The sequence below is a fragment of the Paenibacillus sp. ACRSA genome, from assembly GCF_022346845.1.
Taxonomy (GTDB): domain Bacteria; phylum Bacillota; class Bacilli; order Paenibacillales; family Paenibacillaceae; genus Paenibacillus.
In genome coordinates this window covers 236,374-257,962 of sequence record NZ_JAKRNP010000008.1, presented here as the reverse complement: position 1 = coordinate 257,962, position 21,589 = coordinate 236,374, and the positions used below count along the sequence as shown (strand labels likewise).

The window sequence follows — 21,589 nt, the reverse complement described above, 5'->3', positions numbered from 1 at the left end:
TGTGGCAGTGTGGCCGATCACCCTCTCAGGTCGGCTACGCATCGTCGCCTTGGTGAGCCGTTACCTCACCAACTAGCTAATGCGCCGCAGGCCCATCCTCAAGTGACAGATTGCTCCGTCTTTCCAGTTCCCTTCAGGCGAAGAAAACAAGTATTCGGTATTAGCTACCGTTTCCGGTAGTTGTCCCAAGCTTGAGGGCAGGTTGCCTACGTGTTACTCACCCGTCCGCCGCTAACCATCAGAGAAGCAAGCTTCTCTTCAAGTCCGCTCGACTTGCATGTATTAGGCATGCCGCCAGCGTTCGTCCTGAGCCAGGATCAAACTCTCCAATAAAGTATTGAAAAGAGCGATTAGCTCATTTTGAATCTGACGATTCATTGTAAAACAAAAGTTACTATCCATTTGTTCAGTTTTCAAGGAACTTGTTGCCCGATACTGTGATGCTCATCAGCCGGACAGGAATTATATCTTATCATGTCGATTGAATTATTGTCAATCTTTTTTTCGTCAGCGTTCGAATGTTTTCAACATTTCAACGTCCGAAGCGACAAGAAATAATATATCATGCCCACATTTATTTAGCAAGCACTTTTTGAATTAAAATTAGATTTATTCATATAACAACTGTTTTAACCGTTTCAATTCTTTCTATTTAGATTAATCGGCTTACCTATCTATCAGAGGATTGTAGAAATCCCTCGTTTTTTGGCATCGATGCGACATAACAGTCCATGATTATACTTGTTATTCTCCACACTGTATTTAATATCACATGCCTAATTTGTTCTCTTTTCAATTAGCTCTCATGTTTGTTCTACGTCCGCGAGTTAATATCTCTGGCGAACTACAATTCAGCGTCCATTTTCTCCGTTGAGAGTATTTGAAGAAAGTGATCCAAAGCTTCTATAATAAAGTATATAAAAATGAATATGATGATTGCTCTTAACAGGGTTACGGTCACTATTTAGTCGCTTTTTAATTTATAGAAGAACATGAATGGCTTACGAATTGAATTAGGTAGGTGATCGCATTTGAATCAATTGCTGAAGAGTATGCGTAAGGGGTATGGCAAAAAACTGATCTCCATCCACGCTTGGAATGCTTGGATTGTAGTCATCCTTGCCATTACTGGCTTGATGTTAGTTGGAGACTTTTGGCGAGAGTTACTGGGCATTGGTCGTGTATGGTTGAAATGGATTCACATTGTTGTTGGTCTGGCCATGCTAGCGCCTGTCGTATATTACTTGATCTTGGCAGGTAAGCACTGGAAGCAGCTTCGAAATAGGCCATGGCAACGGATAAACACAATTGTAGTTCTGGTACTATTGGTCGGCTGGCTGGTCTCAGGCATTGTGTTATGGCAGTTCAAACTTGCCGGTCCGAAGATGTCCAATGCTGCACTACTCACTCATGATCTATTAACCTGGATTGGACTACCCTATATTATCTACCACTCCATTACCCGCACTAAATGGTTGAAGGACCCTGCACGTAGGGCGGTACGTACCAGAACGAGTTCAGCGGTTCAGGATGGGATCAATTCAGGCTCATCTGTCCCTCCAGATCAAGACACTTATGTAGCATCAACATCTTCCTCCGATTCGAGAATAACGTCTAGAGACGAACTATTAAATGATACCGATAAACCTCAACCAGTATATACGCGACGGGCTTTCATACGCTCAGCTGTTGGTCTTGGACTTACCGTTACGCTTGGACCTACATTTGTATCCTGGATTGGACGTAATATAAATATGAAAAACAGCATCGATTCTATGTTGGAGAATGACCCCAATCGCATGGTACCTTTACCTCAACCCATGTCTGCTTCTTCCCCTCCAATCGGAGGAGGCGCAGAGGGACATTTCAGAGTGTATACGGTAACTCCGATTCCTTCTTTCTCCAATGAGAACTGGTCATTCCGGATTGATGGATTAGTTGAAAGAGGGCAGATCTGGAACTGGGAACAGTTTGTGAAGCTCACGCGTACGGTTCAGGTCAGCGACTTCCACTGTGTTACGGGTTGGTCTGTTTACAAAAACACCTGGGAAGGAATCACTCTCAAACAGTTACTGGCTCAAGCCGGCGTGAAACCCGAAGCGCATAGCGTCAAGTTTTATTCGGGAGACGGAGTGTATACTGATGCGATCACGTTAGAACAAGCTCAAATGGATGATATTATAATCGCGGTCATGCATGATGGTAAACCTATTCCAGCAGATCTGGGTGGTCCGGTTCGCTTGGTTATCCCTCAAATGTATGCTTATAAATCAGTGAAATGGCTCAATCGCATCGAACTGATTGACAGTGAGCATATTGGATACTGGGAAGAGCGTGGATATGATAAGGATGCATGGCTCCCGGGGTCAAAGACACGAACTTCTAGCCTTTAATCTTCTGGCAACAAACAGTGAACATAAGTTGTTCTGTGATCTTTGGTTTTAAAAGTACCGTTGCTCATCAACTTCTGGGTTTACCTATAATAAAAAAAGACCGATTAGCACATTAGCGTGCCATTCGGTCTTTTTTAGTGCAATACTACTAGCCTGTTCCAGCATTTTACTTATAACGTCATAGGCTGATAATCAGCGGCTTCTGTTCAAATCATTTATTTATAGATTCAACAGACGAACCAATTCATCCTCATCCTCAATTGTAGGAATACCGAGATCATGCGCCTTAGCCAGCTTACTGCCCGCCTTCTCTCCCGCAATGAGAAGGTCCGTCTTTTTCGACACACTACCTGTCACTTTTGCACCCAGAGCCTCAAGCCTTTGTGTTGCTTCATCTCGCGTCAATTGATGTAACGTCCCCGTAAGGACAACCGTTTTGCCACTGAAGAAGGAATCCTCCACAACGGCTGCAGGCGCTTCCGGTGCTCGTGCTCTCACACCTAGATTCAACATTTTCTCAATAGCTGCCTGAGTGAACGGATCAGCGAAGAAATTGACGATACTCTCAGCTACTATACCGCCTACATCAGGAAGCTCAATAAGCTCCTCTACGGTTGCATTCATGATCGCATGCAGATCACGATAATGATCGGCCAGCATACGTGTCGTTGATTTGCCCGTGTTAGGAATACCTAGTGAGTACAGGAATGATGCAAGATCACGGTCTTTACTCTGCTCCAGTGCTGCCAGCAGGTTACTTGCCTTCTTCTCACCAAAACGCTCAAGCTTCACTAGATCATCAAATTGTAACGTATATAGATCCGCTGGCTCACGTACATTCAGTTCATCATACAGCTGGATGGCCGTCTTCTCACTGAACGTCTCGATATCCATAGCATCGCGCGAAGCAAAATGTGAAATTCGAGCTACAGTCTGTGGCTTGCACGCCGTCTTGTTATTACAGAATAAATGCGCTCCCCGTTGCTCTAATGGAAAACCACATGCTGGGCATTGTTCTGGATATACAATCTCTTCGCCGTCGCTCTCCTCCGTCACTTTACCGAGGATCTCAGGAATAACATCATTAGAACGGCGGATAAAGACTCTTGCGCCCAATGCAAACTTTAGATTTTTCCGCTCAATGTCCCCCACATTGTTCAACGTACAATTCTGTACAGTAACTCCTGCAAGTTCAACAGGCTCCACACGCGCCAGTGGCGTGACTTTCCCAGTGCGTCCAACATTCCAATCTACAGCCTTTAGAACAGTCGTTGTCTCTTCTGCCTCGAACTTATAAGCGACTGCCCAGCGTGGGAATTTATCTGTGTACCCCAGTACCTCACGGGTACGCATATCCGTAAGTTTGATAACTGCTCCATCAATCAGATAATCCAACTGTCCACGATTTTCCTGAATGGCAGCCAGTTGCTCAATCACATCATCGAACTCCTGGAAATAAGTCATGGATGGATTCACTTTGAACCGATTTTCTCTGAGGAAATCCATCATCTCCTGATGTGTGGAGAACTGAACGTTATCTGAGTATCCAATATTATAAAAATAGGCATTCAGACGACGCTCTGCTGTTGTCTTAGGATTCAGGTTACGGAGTGCTCCTGCTGCTGCGTTGCGTGCATTTTTGAGCGGCTCTGCTGCAGTCTCATTGTATCTATTCAAGACAGAAAGATTCATGATTCCTTCTCCTTGAACTTCAAGGGTACCATCGGTATAAGGAATTTTAAGCGGTACAGACTTTATCGTTCGAACCTGAGCCAAAATCCCTTCCCCTACGGAGCCGTTACCCCGTGTAGAAGCTTGTACCAATTCTCCGTTAGTATAAGTCAGATTCAAGGTTAGACCATCAAATTTCAGCTCGATGACATAGCCTGGCTCTGGCAAAGGTTTATCTGGATTTTTGGTATTATAATCGTTCACTAACTTCAATACACGTGTATGCCAATTTCGAAGCTGTTCAATGTTCTGAGCTTTGTCCAAGCTCCACAGTGGGGATAGATGTCGATGTGGTGTAAAACCTTTGAGCAATTCTCCACCGACCCGCTGTGTCGGAGAGTCCGGCAATACTATACCACTCTCTTGCTCCAGTGAGACCAGTTCGTCATACAAAAGATCATATTCCTTATCGCTGATCTGTGGCTGATCCATCGTATAGTATTGATAGTTATGTTGGTTCAGCTCAGTTACGAGTTGCTCCATCCGGTTCATTGGGTCCATACAGGGCCATCCCTCCGTTATATTAATCTTAACTCAAACTTTATGTGATTTTATGCCAAATATATATGTAGAATGAACGCCAGAGCATGGCTCCGCGTTCGCTCTTGAATCCATTTCGTAACTCACTAACCTCTTATAGACTTATTCTACTTTGGTAATTGGTGCAAAACCAGCAAGCAGACGCTTCACCCCTACGGGTGCCGGGAATGCAATCTGCAGCTCGGTATCGTTACCGCTGCCTTTTACCGCAACAATTGTACCTGTTCCCCACTTGCCGTGCTGCACTTTATCCCCTGCTTTGAAACCTGATTCACTATTCGAAGCCGCAGGCTTGGAGGCAGATGATGGCGTAGCATATGTTGAACGAGATGTACTTGTAGTTACACGGGAAGTTGGTGTGGATGCACTGGCGGAAGAACCGCTCCGGCTTTGATGTTCAAACAGCTTAGCCGCATTACCACCACCAAAGTTACTTCCCCCGCTGGAGCCTAGTCCACGCCCACCATAAGATCCCCCTGTATTCGTGCCACGACGATAACGGTCACGTGCGATAGAGGTATCTTCTTTTAGCTCATCCGGAATTTCGTCTAAGAAGCGGGACGGCGGATTTGCCGTTGTACGCCCAAACAATGTCCGCATCTGAGCACATGACAGGAACAACTGCTCTTCCGCACGTGTAATACCTACATAAGCAAGACGGCGTTCTTCCTCCAACTCTTCATTATCCATGAAAGCTCGGCTATGCGGGAAGACACCTTCTTCCATACCCACGATAAAGACAACCGGGAACTCTAAACCTTTGGCACTGTGCATCGTCATCAGGGTCACCGCATCGCTCTGTTCCTCTTCGTCATCGTTCATGCTGTCAATGTCCGCAATTAAGGCGAGATCGGTAAGGAATGATACGAGCGTTTTGTCTTCATTATTTTTCTCAAACTCCATCGTTACGGACAGGAACTCGTCAATATTCTCCAGTCGTGCACGTGATTCAAGTGTATTTTCATTTTGCATCTCAATACGATACTGACTCATCTCCAGAATTTTCTCCGTCAGTTCAGTTACCGACAGATACTCTACCATCTGGTGTAATGCAGCGATCATATCATAGAACTCCACTAGCGCATTGCGCGTCCGACCTGCAAAACCTAGATCATCCACAACCTGAAGCACTCGGAAAATGGAAATTCCACGCTCACCGGCAGCCGCCGCGAGCTTCGCAACCGTTGTATCCCCGATGCTGCGCTTCGGCACATTAATAATCCGAGTGAGGCTAATATCATCGTCTGGGTTAGATAACAAACGTAGGTAAGCCAAAATGTCCTTGATCTCTTTACGATCATAGAACTTGATGCCGCCGACGATCTGATAAGGAATATCCGACTTGATCAGAATTTCCTCTATTACCCGCGATTGGGCATTGGTACGATACAGAATGGCATGATTCTGATAGGATTTGCCGTTCTTCACATTTTTACTAATCTCGGAGGTTACGAAATAACCTTCATCATGCTCGGAATCAGCACGGTATACCTTGATCTTCGAACCGCCCTCTTTGTCCGTCCACAGCTTCTTCGGTTTGCGTCCTGTGTTGAGGCCGATCACTTCATTCGCTGCATTCAGGATGTTAGAGGTGGAGCGATAGTTCTGCTCCAACAAAATCGTATTTGCTTCAGGGTAATCTTTCTCGAAGTTCAAGATATTGCTGATATCCGCTCCACGCCAGCGATAGATCGACTGGTCACTATCCCCTACAACGCAGATGCGGTGATGACTGTCAGCAAGCATGCGGCAGAGCATGTATTGTGCACGGTTCGTATCCTGATACTCGTCCACGTGAATGTACTGGAATTTCTTCTGATAAAAGTCGAGAACTTCCGGCACTTCCTTAAAGAGTTGAATGGTCGCCATAATGAGATCGTCGAAGTCGAGCGAGTTATTGGCTCTTAACCGCTTTTGGTACATCGTATATACCTTCGCCACAATCCCCTCAAAATAGTCGCCTGCCTGCTTCTCATATTGCTCAGGACTGATCAGTTCATTCTTAGCTGTGCTCATCATCGCCTGAACCGCTTTGGGTTCAAACTTCTTCGTATCGATATTCTGATCCTTCATGCAGCTACGAATAACAGATAATTGATCGGATGAGTCCAAAATACTGAAGTTAGGTGTAAAACCGATTCGTTCAATGTCACGGCGCAAAATGCGCACACACATGGAGTGGAATGTGGATACCCAGATGTCGCGGCCTTGAGAGCCACCTACGAGTTGGGATACCCGATCCTGCATCTCCCGGGCTGCTTTGTTCGTAAAGGTAATTGCCAAAATACCCCAAGGGGGTGCTTTTCGTGTTGCGATAAGGTAGGCAATCCGGTGGGTAAGCACTCGAGTCTTACCACTTCCCGCTCCAGCCATAATCAGCAACGGGCCATCCGTCGCCTCGACGGCTTGTCTCTGTGGAGTGTTAAGCCGTGCAACGGCATCATGTATATTAATAGGTTGCATGCATGCATGCTCCTTCCATTAGTTGATCATATAAGAAAGCCAGGGGTTACACTTTCCACTCCGAGTGCAGTAGCATCTTTCGATCGTCGTTATCCCCAGATTTTTTGATTCCCTTCTTGAAAGGGAAAATCCGGAGATAAATACGAGCACTTCGTTCTCTAGATCGCTTCTGCACTCTCCGTTCGGGTGTAAACATCGTATCCTTATATTTTGGTATTAGGCAAAAATAACGAGAAAACTGTAGTAACTTTTCAGTTTAAAAGAGGGACACTTCGTTTCTCACATAGCTCCTAAAATCTGCATTTCTGTCAGAAACATAAATCGCAAATACAATTATTTACAGAGGTGAACCCCTGAATGCGATAATACTAAGTTATAAGGGCAAAGTTCTATATTAACAGATTCAAAGGGGGATGTGGGGGATTGGTAAACTAAACCGCTTAAACCGATTGTTTCACAGCCTGTACAGTTTCCAGCGCCTTCTGTAGATCACTATAAATGATGTTTCCTACAACGACCGTATCGGCAACTTGAGCTGCTTGTTCCGCTCTATCGCAACTATCAATTCCACCGCCATAGATAAGATGCGCCTGATCCAGTTGCCTGTGTATGTCGCCGACAAGTTCCATGTCGCCAAATGTACCGCTGTACTCCATGTAAATGATAGGCAGGTGAAGCAATCGCTCTGCAGCCTGGGCATAGGCAACGGCAGCCTCTGTCGTTAACTCAGTATCCGCTCCGGTCATTCGTGCCACGGTGGAGTTCGCATGAAGCACAATGTACCCTTCAGCAATGAGCAGATCCCAAGGAATTAGATAACCATAACGCTCTATCGCCTGCTGGTGCTGTCCAATCATCCATTTACTATCCGTCGCATTAAGTACAATGGGAATGAGATACCCGTCAAATCCAGGGACGACTGCCTCCAGATCGGACACTTCAAGCACACACGGCAGCTCATAACGACGAATACGAGACATGAGGTCTACGGTGTTGTCATACGTTATCCCTGAAGACCCCCCCACGATGATCGCATCCGTTCCAGACATACATACCTTGTCCAATGCTTCATCTGATATTTCTCGATCCTGATCGAGCTTAAAAACATGTCTCCACTGCTTAATCATGTCTATCAACGAACATTCCTCCAGAGGTTCTTCTCTATCCTATTGAAGCTTATAAACTCAGTCTAAGTCAGCAGGGAGTGAGTGTCAATGTTCGCATAAAAAGGGGAACAAAAAATTACAGACTCTCCCCGCATATTCAGGAGTAACCTGTAATTTTTAATAAGAAAATCGATCAACCATCAATTAGGGTCTCCAGGCAAATCTCGTGTTCATCTGCTCCATTTCTTGTTCGGTCAAGATATCGGAGTAGACGCCGTACACGCCCCATTTCTCATAGCTCGCGACTTGATCTGTATCATTGATGGTGTGTACATAGGTAACCGCTCCAGCCTTGTTCAGCTTGGCGACGAAGTTTTGATTCACCTTATATTCAGGCATCGTTACTGCATCAATATCATTCTTTTGCACAAAATCGACAACCTGAGCCTCTGTATCCTGGGTAGCATATAACGTATAGATAATGGAAGGAAATGCATAAACCTCTTTAACCGTTTGCAACATCGGTTCGTTATAGATCTGGACTACGATTCGATCAAGCACTTCCGAATCATATTTCTTACCCGCATCAACTAAGGATTGTAGAACCTGCTTAATATCTTCGTCCTTCTGCTCCTTAGTGTCTGTCACAATGTACATGTCTGGGTAATGAGCAAGCACGTCCACGATGCCTTCTGCATCCATCGGTTGATACATGCCCAGAATTGGCGTATTCATAAATTCATCATATGTTAATCGCTCTGCCTGCTTCTCTTCCGGAAGCTCTTCATCCTGTCCTAGCATTTTGCTCATATTCGCTGTCCATTCATGTCTAGCTACTGTTTTGCGATCAGATGTCAGCATAAAATCAATCTCAAACACACGTGTGCCTTTCTCGTAATTGGCGATCATCGCCTCGTAAGCATTGGTGTAAGGTTGATCCCGGATACTCCCCATGGCATGGGCGATTAAACGATATGCTGTAAAGCCTTCCCGTTGCTCCTCGCTCTGACTATCATAGGCAAAAAAGAGCATACCTACGGTAACAAGAAGTAATGTAAGAACTGCAGCGATGCGTTTCATAGGGCATTCACTTCCTTAAGTGAGTGATAGTATAGATGATTGAGCAGATTGATTACCTCGATTAGGATTGTGTGCATCACGAGGGATGCACAATTGCTTTTTGGTAACTAACTACCCTGATATGAGAGGTATCAAACAAAAAAGCCGCCCGTAGGCGACTGTTAAATGAAGGAATGTAGTTGTGGTATCAATTGTTCTGTACGTCTTCTAGCTCTTGTAAAAAAGCAACTAAGGCCTCTCTCCAAGGTCTGAGTAATGGCAAACGGTTCGTCCGGAGCGCCAGATGATCCATCACAGAATAGGAGGGACGCGGGGCTGGTCGGGGGAACTTCTCCGTGGAACACGGTATTAGTGTAGCCTTCAGATGAAAATCGCCCTGCTTCACTGCTTCTTCCGCAATCGCTTTGGCAAATTCATACCATGTACACGTTCCTGTATTCGAAACATGATAAATGCCATACTTTTCACTTAGAGCGAGAACACTCACAAGATTAGCAAGATCCACAGTGTACGTAGGTGATCCAATCTGATCTTGAACCACTTGTAGCTCAGGGCGATTCTGTAAGAGCTCCAACATCGTTTTCACAAAATTATGACCATGTACACCGAACACCCATGAAGTTCGCACAATAAACCATTGTGAGCATAAACTCTGCACCAATAGCTCCCCGGCTAGCTTCGATCGGCCGTACACACTTTGCGGATTAGTTGCATCATACTCCCGGTAAGGCACACGGGCCGTTCCATCAAAAACATAATCTGTACTAATATAGAGGAGTTTGGCTTTTACTTTCTCCGCCGCTACAGCAATATTACGAGTTCCCGTTCCATTTACTGCATAAGCCGTTTCTACATCTGTCTCAGCTTGATCCACCGCGGTATAGGCAGCGCAATGAATAATAATGTGAGGTTTGAACGAAATAATAGTTTGGGTACATTGCTGTTGATCCGTGATGTCCATCTGATCCCTATCACATGCCAGCACATGATGACCCTCACGCTGGAACGTCTGTACAACATCTTGACCTAACTGACCCGCTGCTCCCGTCACCATCACTCTATATTTCATTCGGTCGGCTCACTCATTTGCTTGCCTTCCTGAGGCTTCGCATCATTCTGATAGGCACCCGATTGGATACGTGTCCACCATGTTTTATGATCCAAATACCATTGGATCGTCTCTTTGATCCCAGTTTCAAAATGATGCTTAGGCTGCCAGCCAAGCTCTGTAGCCAATTTGGTCGGATCTATTCCATAGCGCCGGTCATGCCCTAGCCGATCTTGTACATATTGGATCAAACTCGTCGGTTTGCCGAGCTGCTTGAGAATAGTTTCTACAATATAGAGATTGGTACGCTCATTATTACCACCAATATTGTATACTTCTCCAACCCGTCCGCTATGGATGACTAGATCAATTGCACTGCAATGATCCTCAACATAAAGCCAGTCGCGTATATTCAAACCGTCCCCATAAATTGGAACCGTCTCATCATTCAAAGCACGGGATATAATAAGCGGAATGAGTTTCTCCGGGAATTGAAATGGACCGTAATTGTTAGAGCAGCGTGTAATATTCACTGGCAGACCGAAGGTCTCATGGTACGCTCTAACCAAGAGATCTGCACCAGCCTTACTTGCAGAGTAAGGACTGTTCGGCATGAGCGGTGTCTCTTCGGTAAACAAACCAGTCGCACCAAGAGAACCGTATACCTCATCCGTAGACACTTGCACAAATTTAGTGATCTGATATTTCTTCGCTGCATCAAGTAGAACCTGAGTACCTAGCACATTCGTTCTCACAAAAATATCAGGAGATACAATACTGCGATCCACATGGGACTCAGCCGCGAAGTTAACGACAACGTCGATGCCCTGCGATATGATCTGCTCCATCTGTTGTACATTCGTGATATCTGCGTGGATAAAACGATATTGCGGATTGGATTCAATCGATTGTAAATTCTCCAAGTTGCCTGCATACGTTAAAGAATCCACATTGATGATTTCATAATCTGGATGCGTGCGAAGCATATACATCACAAAGTTACTGCCTATAAATCCAGCTCCCCCAGTAACGAGCAGTTTCATGATGTCTCTCTCCTTTAGTCAAAGTTTAATTCGGCATCCTGCAAGCAGGGATGTTTTTGATCTTTATCTGATAACACAGGATTCGTTATTGGCCAGTCGATTGCAAGCGCTGGATCATTCCACAAAATACCACGATCATGTGTAGGTGAATAGTATGCATCCACCTTATAGGACACCAATACGTTAGGAACAAGGGTACAAAATCCGTGTGCAAACCCTTGGGGAACAAGGAGCTGCCGCTGATTGTACTCACTGAGTATAAAACCTTTCCATTGGCCAAATGTCTTGGAAGATGGACGAATATCCACAATTACATCATAGATCGCGCCTGATAATACCCTCACGAGCTTGGTTTGAGCCTTAGGTTGAAGCTGATAGTGCAATCCCCGAATAACACCGGCTTCTGCAGATAAGGATTGATTGTCCTGCACAAATACATGATTGATCCCTTGTTCATGTAGCTGCTGCTCATTATAACTCTCCATAAAATAACCTCGATGATCGCCATACACTTTAGGCTCCAAAATAGCCGCCCCGTCCATAAACAGTGGAATTACTTTCATCGTATCCCTCCGTTATAATGCTACTGGGTTTATTCATATTGACTATATATATGTAGAAGATCAGGTGTGTGATTGTTCATCGGCCTGCAAGATAGAATATTCTTGTCTCAATATGAGTTCATTTTACATAAACGGGAACAAATAAAGCCAAGCCAGAATGGTCATTGGCTTGGCTTGGATCAGAGATCAGAGATCAGAGATCAGAGATCAGAGATCAGAGATCAGAGATCAGAGATCAGAGATCAGAGATCAGAGATCAGTTAAATGGTAGATTAATACGGCAAAACATATACAAATGCTTTATGCTTTATGCTCATTCACGATCTTCTCCATGTATTTCATTAAATCCTCACGCAGGTCAGGACGTTGCATCGCATAATGAAGAGTTGTCTCGATGAAGCCCAGTTTCTCTCCTACATCGTGACGCAGACCATCAAAATGATAGGCGAGAATCTGACGTTGATGATTCAGTAGAGACAGGGCATCGGTAAGCTGAATTTCTCCACCCACCCCCACAGACTGACGACCCAGAATTTCGAAAATATCTGGCGTTAAAATATAACGACCCATAATAGCCAGGTTGGAAGGGGCATCTTCCTGCTTCGGCTTCTCGATTAAACGACGTGCACGAAATACTCGATCTTCGGAGTGAGGGATGGCTTCCCCATCAACAATCCCGTACCGATATACCTCATCCCAGCCTACGGGCTGCACACCAACGATCGGCGACTGCAATTCGTCATACACTTCGATCATCTGTTGCAGACAAGGATGCTCGGACTCCACAATATCATCACCTAGCAGAACGGCGAAAGGCTCATTACCGATGAACTTACGGGCGCACCAGATCGCATGCCCTAGACCTTTGGCTTCCTTTTGACGAATATAATGAATATCAGCCATCTCGGAAGGTTTACGTACCTGTTCGAGCAGATCCCACTTTTGTTTGCTTGCCAAGTTCTGCTCTAGTTCAAAGGAGGAATCAAAATGATCCTCAATAGCGCGTTTACCTTTACCTGTGACGATAATAATATCTTCAATCCCTGAAGCCACGGCTTCTTCAATAATGTATTGGATTGTCGGCTTGTCCACGATGGGCAGCATTTCTTTGGGCATTGCTTTTGTGGCTGGGAGAAATCGGGTACCCAGTCCGGCTGCAGGAATAATGGCTTTGCGTATACGCATGCTGAATCCACCCCTCTGATCGAGAAATTTTGAACATTATAATATAAACGGATGAAAATAATGGACATATCTACGTAATTGGAATCCATTATACCATCAAAAGTTCCCGAATATCCTGTTCCGATAATGTGGTCGATCCACCATCTCCCGGCTCGATCACTTCTGCAATAAGGTCTTTCTTACGCTGCTGTAACTCTAAAATCTTTTCCTCGATGGTACCCTCCGTAATCAGACGAATAACTTGTACCACTTGCTTCTGTCCCATCCGGTGAGCACGACCGATTGCCTGCTCTTCCACCGCAGGGTTCCACCATAGATCATACAAAATAACGGTATCCGCTCCGGTTAAGTTCAATCCTGTGCCGCCTGCTTTTAAGGAGATAAGGAATAGTTCACCTTCTCCTTCATTGAATCTACGACACATCTCTACACGACTGGCAGCAGGTGTCTGTCCATCGAGATAGAACAAATCCCGTCCCTGTGCCGTCAATGTCTGCCGAATCAAGTTCAACATACTCGCAAACTGAGAGAAAATGAGGATGCGTTTGCCAGCAGCAAGGCAGTCTTCCACGGTCTCCAGCAACTGTTCCATTTTGCCCGAATCCCCTAGGTAACCTTCTACAAAGAGCGCCGGATGGCAGCATAACTGTCTTAATCGAGTAATACCCGCCAATATCTTGATACGGTTCTTATTGAACCCGCCATCTTCCATATCTTTTGACGTTTCATCCTGAAGCTGAGCAAGATAAGCCGCATAGAGTTTCTTCTGTTCAGCCGTCAGCTCGGAACGCTGTACCGTTTCAATTCTGTCTGGTAGCTCCTCAAGTACGTCTTTCTTCAAGCGGCGGAGAATGAACGGACGTACCATCCGCGCAATCCGTTCTGGGGGTAGATCACGGAATCGCCGATAGTTCGGAAACAAACCGGGGAAGACCGCTTCAAAGATCGACCACAGCTCATCCAGTGAATTTTCCACTGGCGTGCCTGTAAGCGCAAAGCGGCGCGGAGCTTGAATTTGCTTGACTGCTTGAGCTGTTTGAGACGAAGAATTCTTAATCGCCTGCGCTTCATCCAGAATAAGCGTATGGAAACTTCTGCCTAAGTACATGTCTAAATCCCGTCTCAGTAATGGGTAGGACGTCACAATAACGTCTGCCTGATTCATATCAGCAAGCATCGAAGCTCGCTCTTCTCGGTGTCCTGCTGCAATTAACACACGCAATTGTGGAGCAAATCTTGCAAATTCATTCGCCCAGTTATAGGTTAACGAAGCTGGGGTGACAACAAGCACTGGGGGATGCGTAGCCCTCGTTCGGATAGTTAGTCCGTCTTGCTGTGTGGTAGTCCATACGCCATCCGTAGTTGCCCCCATATCATCTATAGGGAGACCCGTTACCCGGTCATCGCTGTACTCAGGCTTCTCCTGAAGTGATGTTGTGATGTAAGCAATACTTTGTAGCGTTTTGCCAAGCCCCATATCATCTGCTAAAATGCCCCCGAACCGATAAAATGCAAGCGTACGAAGCCACTGGTACCCGCTAACCTGATAATCACGCAGCACAGGCGCTAGGTCGGAAGGTAACTCAAAATCCATTCCATCTGGATCGCGTAGATGATCCAAGAAACGTCGTAACGAGCCGCCCCATTTTACATGGTTGGACACTTCGTCACGCCCTGGTAGTTGGAGTGCCCGAACCGCAGGCAACGTTAGTTGGCTACTCTTCATGTCAGCTGCCTCTAAACCAAGCGAGTCTGCGAGACGTGCAAAGCTCTCTGCACCTTCATTTTCAAGTGAGACAAACACGCCACTGCGTAAGCGGAAATAAGGTTTCTTTTCCACAATACTACGCATAATCTCTCGCAGCTCCAGCTCATCAATGCCTTCCATTTCAAACGAAATTTCTAGCCAATCCAGTCCTTTACCTAAATCTGCTCTAACTTTGGGAGGTGTAGGATAGGATTGCATCATCGCTTTCACCGCGTGTGGCATATAAATATCTACTATACCTTCGAGTTCGGGAAGCAAATGATACATAACATCATAGATCGCATCTTCCCGTTCACTCGTCCACACACTTCCATCCCGTTCTAGAAAAGAGTGATCCAAGCGATCAATCAGATTCCGTTCCGCATGGCGATCACGCACGAGAATGATCTTCTTCTCATCCTCATCGATCAGATATTCAGCAAGTGGATTAATAACCATGACACTATAATCAAGTTCCAGACGTGCTGTAATCCGCTCTCGATAAAAGTCGATATATAGCTTCGGCGCAAGTTCCGGCTCCGCAATCTGCTCACGCACCTGTGAATCAATAGATAGATGCCCAAGAAGGCGAAGCTCAGGCACGACATGCTGTACGAACTCATCCACCTGCTGAGCTGAGATGTCGATGCTTTCTTTAATGCCATACGAGGTAAGAGCCTTGCTTAGATCCTCTAAGCCCCGCATCTGCATTGCATTTAATATATGCAACTGTCCTTCGACGACAGCAGCATCATACGCAGGAAGCAGAATAAGTTCACGTAGTCCAGAAACTTCAAGCTGATATCCTTCATTCGAACCTTGCGCAATACGATAGTACAGAGGCAATGCACCTTCGCCTAGCGTCAGAGGTCCATTAATAAAACCCGTACCTTCCATTCGGCTATCTGCCTGAAGCAACAATTCGAGCAGCGGCTTCCAGACTAATGGTGCAATGAGAATATCCCTTCCATCCGAAGCACCCAGGTATCCAGAGATGGATTGTCGATAAGCTTCCTCACTCTGTCTCATCCGGATTAACATCGATAGAATAGCCTGATCCTGAGCATTAAAATAATGCATGGATGGGTCGTAGAGGAATAACTTCGTAAACGACATTGGTTCGCCCTTCTCAATACAGTTCAGGAATTGCTTTACCTTCTGAACAACGTACAGGCGCTTGCCTCCAACTTTCAGTTCAAGAGCCAGTTTGGCTCCACCTTGATGAACTTGTACCAGTTTACAGATAAACTGCACATGTAACTCTTCCCGCAGTGAAGACCGTGTGACAGGTGCTGTGTGATGCGGTCTATGATCATCTACGTAATGGCGTTCCTTAGCAAACATAGACAAAATCTGATCCGCTGTCCGATAGGATGGTTTATCTGCCGACTTGCCCCATCCTGGAGCTGAGCTTGACCGGCTTGCCTGAGCGAAATGAACTGGAGCAGGACGTTCCCACTCCGTTTCTTCAACTAATGTACCCACTACGGAAGGGAGATTGCTTCTAGTCTCACGCTCTTGCTGCTCCCCCCATTCATGAATTGCCAGCAGTATAGCAGCAACATGTTTGCATTGATCATAATAGCTCGTGTCGTTGGGACAGTTGCAGTCAGCTACAATGTCCCCCATCTCATCAAGGTCAACGGTGACTTTATAACGCTGCGTGCCGCGAACCAGCGCTTCATAATGCTTTTTATCCTCGCTGGCAGTGAGGCCCGTGACCCTTCCCGATTCATTGTACGCTTCCCCTTGTTTGAATGCCGTGACTCCGCACAGCAACTTAATATCCATGATTGTGAATGGCGCCACGGATCTTTCGCCTCCTTATTCATGCTGAATAATGGACATCAACTATCCCGTCACGATTATTCCGATTTTATAGAAAAAAAACCCCAAGAGCTCCGTAAGGCAGAGATTGGGGTTTGTGAGCTTATTTCACCAATTGACCACGCGTTACGCCGAGTTGGTTCGTTGCTTTTAGCGTTTTCCAAACTTGCGTACCGCTGATCTCACCGCGCAATGCACGGTTGTACAGATCAATAACTTCACGTACTTGTTCAGGTGTTTCCTCTAGGAATTCTACACGGTAACGGGATACGCCCAGATCCATGAAGTTGGCTAGATATTCAGCACCAGATTGCTCTACTGCGTTATAAACGGTATTACGGCAACCTTCATCCACACGTACAGGGTGAGACATACCGATCCGATCCTGCAGCGATGCGCGGGAATCTTCACATGGACGTCCACAGTTCGTATAGTCCGTGCCTTCACTCATAAACGTACAATACACGCAGTGTTCTGTATGGAACATCGGCAGATGCTGATGAATAACCACTTCCATCTTGTCCGTTCGTGAGCGACCCAGCAGATCAACCATTTGTTGAATGTTCAAGTCATATGAAGGAGTCACGGCGTCACAACCTGCTTCCAGGAACAATTCAACAGCCTTGTGATTCGCAATGTTCAATGAGAAATCACCGATCAATTCCGGGTGCTTCGCATCCGGGTTCTCCATCCGATGACGGAGATAGAAATAAAGAGCACCCGTGTTACGTACCAGCACTGCATCCGGCTTCAGACGTAAGATGTTGTTGTGGTATCCGTTCTCGCCAGGCATATGAATACGTGGAGTTACCAGCGCAATTTTGCGTCCTGCCGTCCGAACTGCCTCTACAGCTGCCGGGAACTGTTTGATGAACTCGAAATCAGCGTAAATCATCTCAATCCCCGCTTCCAGTGCTGCCTCTACTTGCGGCAGACTACGGCAGAGCGCAGTCAGTTCTGCTTGACCACGAGCAACTGGCGATGCTGGCTTAGCCGTATCGCCATATACGTCTACCGCACGTTTCACATAGACGGGCGGCTTAGGACGCTCACCTGCGAGCTGTTCAACCGCCTGACGGCGAATATTGTTCAACTCGCGCATTGGGATGATGATGTCACCGTGCAGGTTGACATCCAACTGCTCCAATTGGAACACTGTGCCCCCCAAACGTCCAAACTGCTCTTCGAGCAACTCGTAAGTCATTGGACGTTTCTGTGCAATATCCAGTTCCATCTCAGAATCAACACGGACTGTTGTGCCCTTCTGCACATCTGTCCACCACGTACTAAGCGGCTGCCCCGGGCTGCCGATCACTTTGACGTTTACCGGGAACACACGGTATGGCTTCTCCGTTTCAAATGACTGACGCAGACGTTTATCCAGCGCAGGGTCATTCGTTTTCCATACTTTGTCGCCAACCTTCACACGACGCAAGTCCACATCACTACGGCCTGGCACGATATCCACAATCCAGCCCTCTCCAGCTTCGCCTTCGAGTTTCACGCCTTTACGACGCACATCGTATACACGTCCGCCTTCTTCCTTCTGCGTTGGATCTCCGGCATCAAATACAATTCCGTCTCCACGCTTCACCGGTGCATCCAGCTTTAGAACGACGCCATCGCGCAACACTTGATCAACACGTCCAAGGTAGACGCCACGGCTTTTCGGGAATGTACCGTCTACGAGTTGCTTGTTATTCGTACCATTAAGGAAGCCGTGTGTGAAGCCACGAGAGAAGCTCTGTTGCAGTTCACGAACTTCTTCCTTACTAGGCGGTGTGTTATCTCCTTCAAAATACCGGTCAATCGCTTTACGATATTTACTTACCACGTTCGCCACATATTCTGGCGTTTTGAGACGTCCTTCAATTTTGAAAGAAGTTACACCTGCTTCAATCAGTTCAGGCATCAAGTCAATGGCAGCCAGATCCTTAGGAGACAACAGATAAGCTACATCACCCATCGGTTTATGCTCACCATCAACCATCAGATCGTACGGCAAACGGCAGGCTTGTGCACATTCTCCGCGGTTCGCAGAACGTCCACCCCACATTTCAGAAGTAAGACATTGGCCCGAATAGGATACACACAGTGCACCATGGACAAACACTTCCATCGGCAATTTTGCCTGCTCGCCGATCTTCTGAATCTGCTTCAAGTTGTTCTCACGTCCAAGCACGACACGTTCCATATCAAACGGCTTCGTAAATTCCACCGCTTCCGGGGATGTGATCGTCATTTGCGTTGAACCGTGAATCGGGAAGTCCGGCGAGATTTCGCGGATCAATTTGACCAAACCAAGATCCTGTACAATCACTGCATCTACGCCAGCATCCACACAAGCATCGATGAGTTCTTTGGCATCCGCCAATTCATTTTCGAAAATCAATATATTAAAGGTCAAAAAACCTTTTACGCCATAACTGTGCAAAAACGCCATAATCTCTGGCAGCTCGTCCATACGGAAATTGTTTGCGCGAGCGCGTGCATTAAATTTTTCGACTCCGAAGAAAATGGCATCTGCGCCGTTGGCTACCGCCGAACGCATACAATCCCAGTCACCTGCGGGTGCCAGAAGTTCGACGTCTTCTCTTCGTATTGTTGCTGTTTTCATGTATATCCTCCCCATAACCGGCTGTATGCCGGATTTCATGCCTGAACGTCCAACCTATCAATTAAAAATCATTCAATCAATTCCATCTATACATATGTCTGTATTCCCCGATATCCAGGCCTACAGTCATTCTTTCATATCAGATCAGCAGTCATAACTCCTGAACTAGTATAGTGTACCACTTCTGCACCGACTCTTCTACGCTTTCCTGAAAAAACCGTTTACCATTTTCATACGGAAAATAAAAAAAACCGAAAGGTCACCTGACCTTCCGGCATGGATGTTGTATATTATTGTTTCATAACAGACTTATTTTATAAATGTAAATGAGTTCACTGCTTTTTCCAAAATGGCTGCCTGAACTTCCGTTCGATTCGCATCGTTTAGTCCACTCGTGATCGTATAGGTGATTCCATTCTTCTCAAATACAATTTGACGACCGGTATATGGTACAGCCTTCTCCACATCATGATACGTAAAGGAGAATGCAGGCACACCTGCAAATGTGATCTTCTCACTATTCATCAGCTTGAAGTTCTTACGGGTTTGGCTTGCTTGTGTATATCCTTCTCTCAGCTGACTGACCGTCATCTCAAGGGTTTTCTCCTCGTCTGCAGCAATAGAAAACTCTCCGCCTGTGAAGGTGTATGCCACTGGAGATTGTTCAAACTGATCATTATACGGCGTCCAATAGCGCGGAATATCAACACTGTACTGATAACGTTTGGATATCCGTGTACGTTGCTTCGTTTTGTCTATCAAATAGTAATCCTCTTCCAATTGACCAAAGTTATCAGCAACGATATCAAAATCAATATAGATACTCTCAACAATGCGTTCAAACCATGCTCGATCTTGCTTCTGATCTTCCGGGAACGAATATTCAACATAATAACGATAATCGCCCTTCTGCAAAAGTACATTGTACTCTGTCTGCCATCCATCGCCAAAGTTATAACGGAACTCCTGAACCTTAGCTGTCTCACCAGACATATCCATCGTATAGGATCGGATAGGCTCATAGTTATCTAGCGTGAATGCCTCACGCATCCACTTGTCCAGTTGTTCGCTCCATTGTTGAACGGTAGCTCCCTTAGGCGTAGATGAAACAACCATTTCCAAGTATGCTCCATCCTTCGCTTGGTAGGACAGCTCGTCATTGTCCATCGACCAATCTGATGGCACATTCAGCTCAATGCCATAATTGCCATTGTGGATGTAACGCATGCCTTCAACGATTGTAGATAAATCTTTGATGGAATCGTCTGACTGATCATAGGTAGGCTGGAATGAGTTCAGTAATGCTGCATGTTGATCGAGATCCTTATAATAGACCGCATCATAATCTGCAAAATAGATACTATACAGTCGATTATCATGGATGTACTGACGCATCTCCCAGAACATCCCGTCCTTATCATTTACAACCGTTCGTGCATACGGCATGTCAGCTCGGTTAACTGCTTCGCGATCCAGCACGATGTCTTCCGCTTCCTTGGATTCCTGTTCAAGCTGATGTAATAAGTCATCGGCATCCAGTGCAGCATTCTCATCGCTGACATACACCTGAAGATAATAACTTTCGTCCGCAGGGCCAAATGACATCATGCGCTCCTGTTCTTCCGTTTGTAAAATAATCATATCCTCCGGATAGTTGATCGACCAACCATAATAACTATTGCCGATTCTCGTTTTACCCGCATCCATATCGGTGTCGTCCTCGTCCACTTCTGTAGGCATTTCCGTTTGCGTTAAGCGAATGACGATCTCTCCTGAAGATGTTGGAGCAAGTGTTGCTCCGATACCTGCTGCCACTACGCGAAGCGGAACCATAAGTACACCATTTACCATTTTAGGGGGTGTACCCATGTCTTTTTTGACGCCATCCACCCAGGCAATCGGACTACCAATCGTGATCGTTACCGTATGTGCACCTTCCTTGATTTTGACAACATCATTACTCTCCAAACGGATTTCACTGCCAAAAGCCTTCTTAAAAACGCCGACAGGCACCATGGTCACGCCATTGCTCTTGTAAGGCTTCGCAATGGTTTGTTTGCTTCCATTGATGTAAGCGTAAGTGCTCCCTGCTTGAATTCGCATTTCGTTAGTGATGCTATCCTCGGATGCCCATGCTGTCATAGCTAGGGCAAAAGTTAGCACCCCAGCCAACATGCCCGTGCTCAGCACACGTAAAAATGACTTCTTCATTTCGTTCATTCGTCCTCTCAATACGGGCTGCTCCC

12 protein-coding genes and 1 rRNA gene are annotated in these 21,589 nt (G+C 46.0%); 1 reads left to right on the top strand and 12 read right to left on the bottom strand.

What is annotated here, in order from left to right; all coding sequences use genetic code 11:
* A 16S ribosomal RNA gene (locus MH215_RS21775) occupies positions 1 to 333 on the bottom strand; the annotation flags it as partial.
* 698 nt (positions 334 to 1,031) lie between these two features.
* Here MH215_RS21775 and MH215_RS21770 point away from each other — a divergent pair.
* The gene (locus MH215_RS21770) at positions 1,032 to 2,393 is read left to right on the top strand and encodes a molybdopterin-dependent oxidoreductase (RefSeq protein WP_239293272.1); all 1,362 of its coding nucleotides are present in this window, start codon (positions 1,032 to 1,034) and stop codon (positions 2,391 to 2,393) included.
* Between the two features lie 219 nt (positions 2,394 to 2,612).
* Here the strand turns inward: MH215_RS21770 and ligA are convergent, their stop codons facing one another.
* The 11 genes from ligA to MH215_RS21715 all read right to left on the bottom strand — a co-directional run bounded on the left by ligA (position 2,613) and on the right by MH215_RS21715 (position 21,575).
* Positions 2,613 to 4,625, bottom strand: a complete 2,013-nt coding sequence (gene ligA / locus MH215_RS21765; protein ID WP_239293271.1) for an NAD-dependent DNA ligase LigA — start codon at positions 4,623 to 4,625, stop codon at positions 2,613 to 2,615.
* A 141-nt stretch (positions 4,626 to 4,766) separates the two neighbouring features.
* A complete protein-coding gene (pcrA, locus tag MH215_RS21760; RefSeq protein ID WP_239293270.1) occupies positions 4,767 to 7,127 on the bottom strand; it encodes a DNA helicase PcrA in 2,361 nt (786 codons plus the stop codon).
* 440 nt (positions 7,128 to 7,567) lie between these two features.
* Positions 7,568 to 8,254 carry a heptaprenylglyceryl phosphate synthase gene (gene pcrB, locus MH215_RS21755; protein WP_397339557.1) on the bottom strand — a complete coding sequence of 229 codons (687 nt, stop codon included), beginning with the start codon at positions 8,252 to 8,254 and terminating at the stop codon, positions 7,568 to 7,570.
* A 183-nt stretch (positions 8,255 to 8,437) separates the two neighbouring features.
* Positions 8,438 to 9,313 carry a phosphatidylinositol-specific phospholipase C/glycerophosphodiester phosphodiesterase family protein gene (locus tag MH215_RS21750; RefSeq protein ID WP_239293269.1) on the bottom strand — a complete coding sequence of 292 codons (876 nt, stop codon included), beginning with the start codon at positions 9,311 to 9,313 and terminating at the stop codon, positions 8,438 to 8,440.
* 187 nt (positions 9,314 to 9,500) lie between these two features.
* Entirely contained in the window at positions 9,501 to 10,382 is an 882-nt protein-coding gene (rfbD, locus tag MH215_RS21745) for a dTDP-4-dehydrorhamnose reductase (protein WP_239293268.1), read from the bottom strand.
* On the bottom strand, positions 10,379 to 11,404 hold the full coding sequence (gene rfbB, locus MH215_RS21740) for a dTDP-glucose 4,6-dehydratase (RefSeq protein ID WP_239293267.1): 1,026 nt from the start codon (positions 11,402 to 11,404) through the stop codon (positions 10,379 to 10,381). Before rfbB ends, rfbD begins: the two co-directional genes overlap by 4 nt.
* Before the next feature lie 14 nt (positions 11,405 to 11,418).
* Positions 11,419 to 11,967, bottom strand: coding sequence for a dTDP-4-dehydrorhamnose 3,5-epimerase (rfbC, locus tag MH215_RS21735; protein WP_239293266.1), 549 nt, complete (start codon positions 11,965 to 11,967; stop codon positions 11,419 to 11,421).
* Between the two features lie 300 nt (positions 11,968 to 12,267).
* A complete protein-coding gene (gene galU, locus MH215_RS21730; protein ID WP_239293265.1) occupies positions 12,268 to 13,152 on the bottom strand; it encodes a UTP--glucose-1-phosphate uridylyltransferase GalU in 885 nt (294 codons plus the stop codon).
* A gap of 88 nt (positions 13,153 to 13,240) precedes the next feature.
* Complete coding sequence (locus MH215_RS21725) at positions 13,241 to 16,708, bottom strand: DEAD/DEAH box helicase (protein ID WP_239293264.1); 3,468 nt, start codon at positions 16,706 to 16,708, stop codon at positions 13,241 to 13,243.
* Between the two features lie 121 nt (positions 16,709 to 16,829).
* Positions 16,830 to 19,343: a U32 family peptidase gene (locus MH215_RS21720; RefSeq protein ID WP_239293263.1), complete on the bottom strand. Its 2,514-nt coding sequence runs from the start codon at positions 19,341 to 19,343 to the stop codon at positions 16,830 to 16,832.
* A gap of 309 nt (positions 19,344 to 19,652) precedes the next feature.
* Positions 19,653 to 21,575, bottom strand: coding sequence for a stalk domain-containing protein (locus MH215_RS21715; protein WP_239293262.1), 1,923 nt, complete (start codon positions 21,573 to 21,575; stop codon positions 19,653 to 19,655).
* Positions 21,576 to 21,589 lie beyond the last annotated feature (14 nt).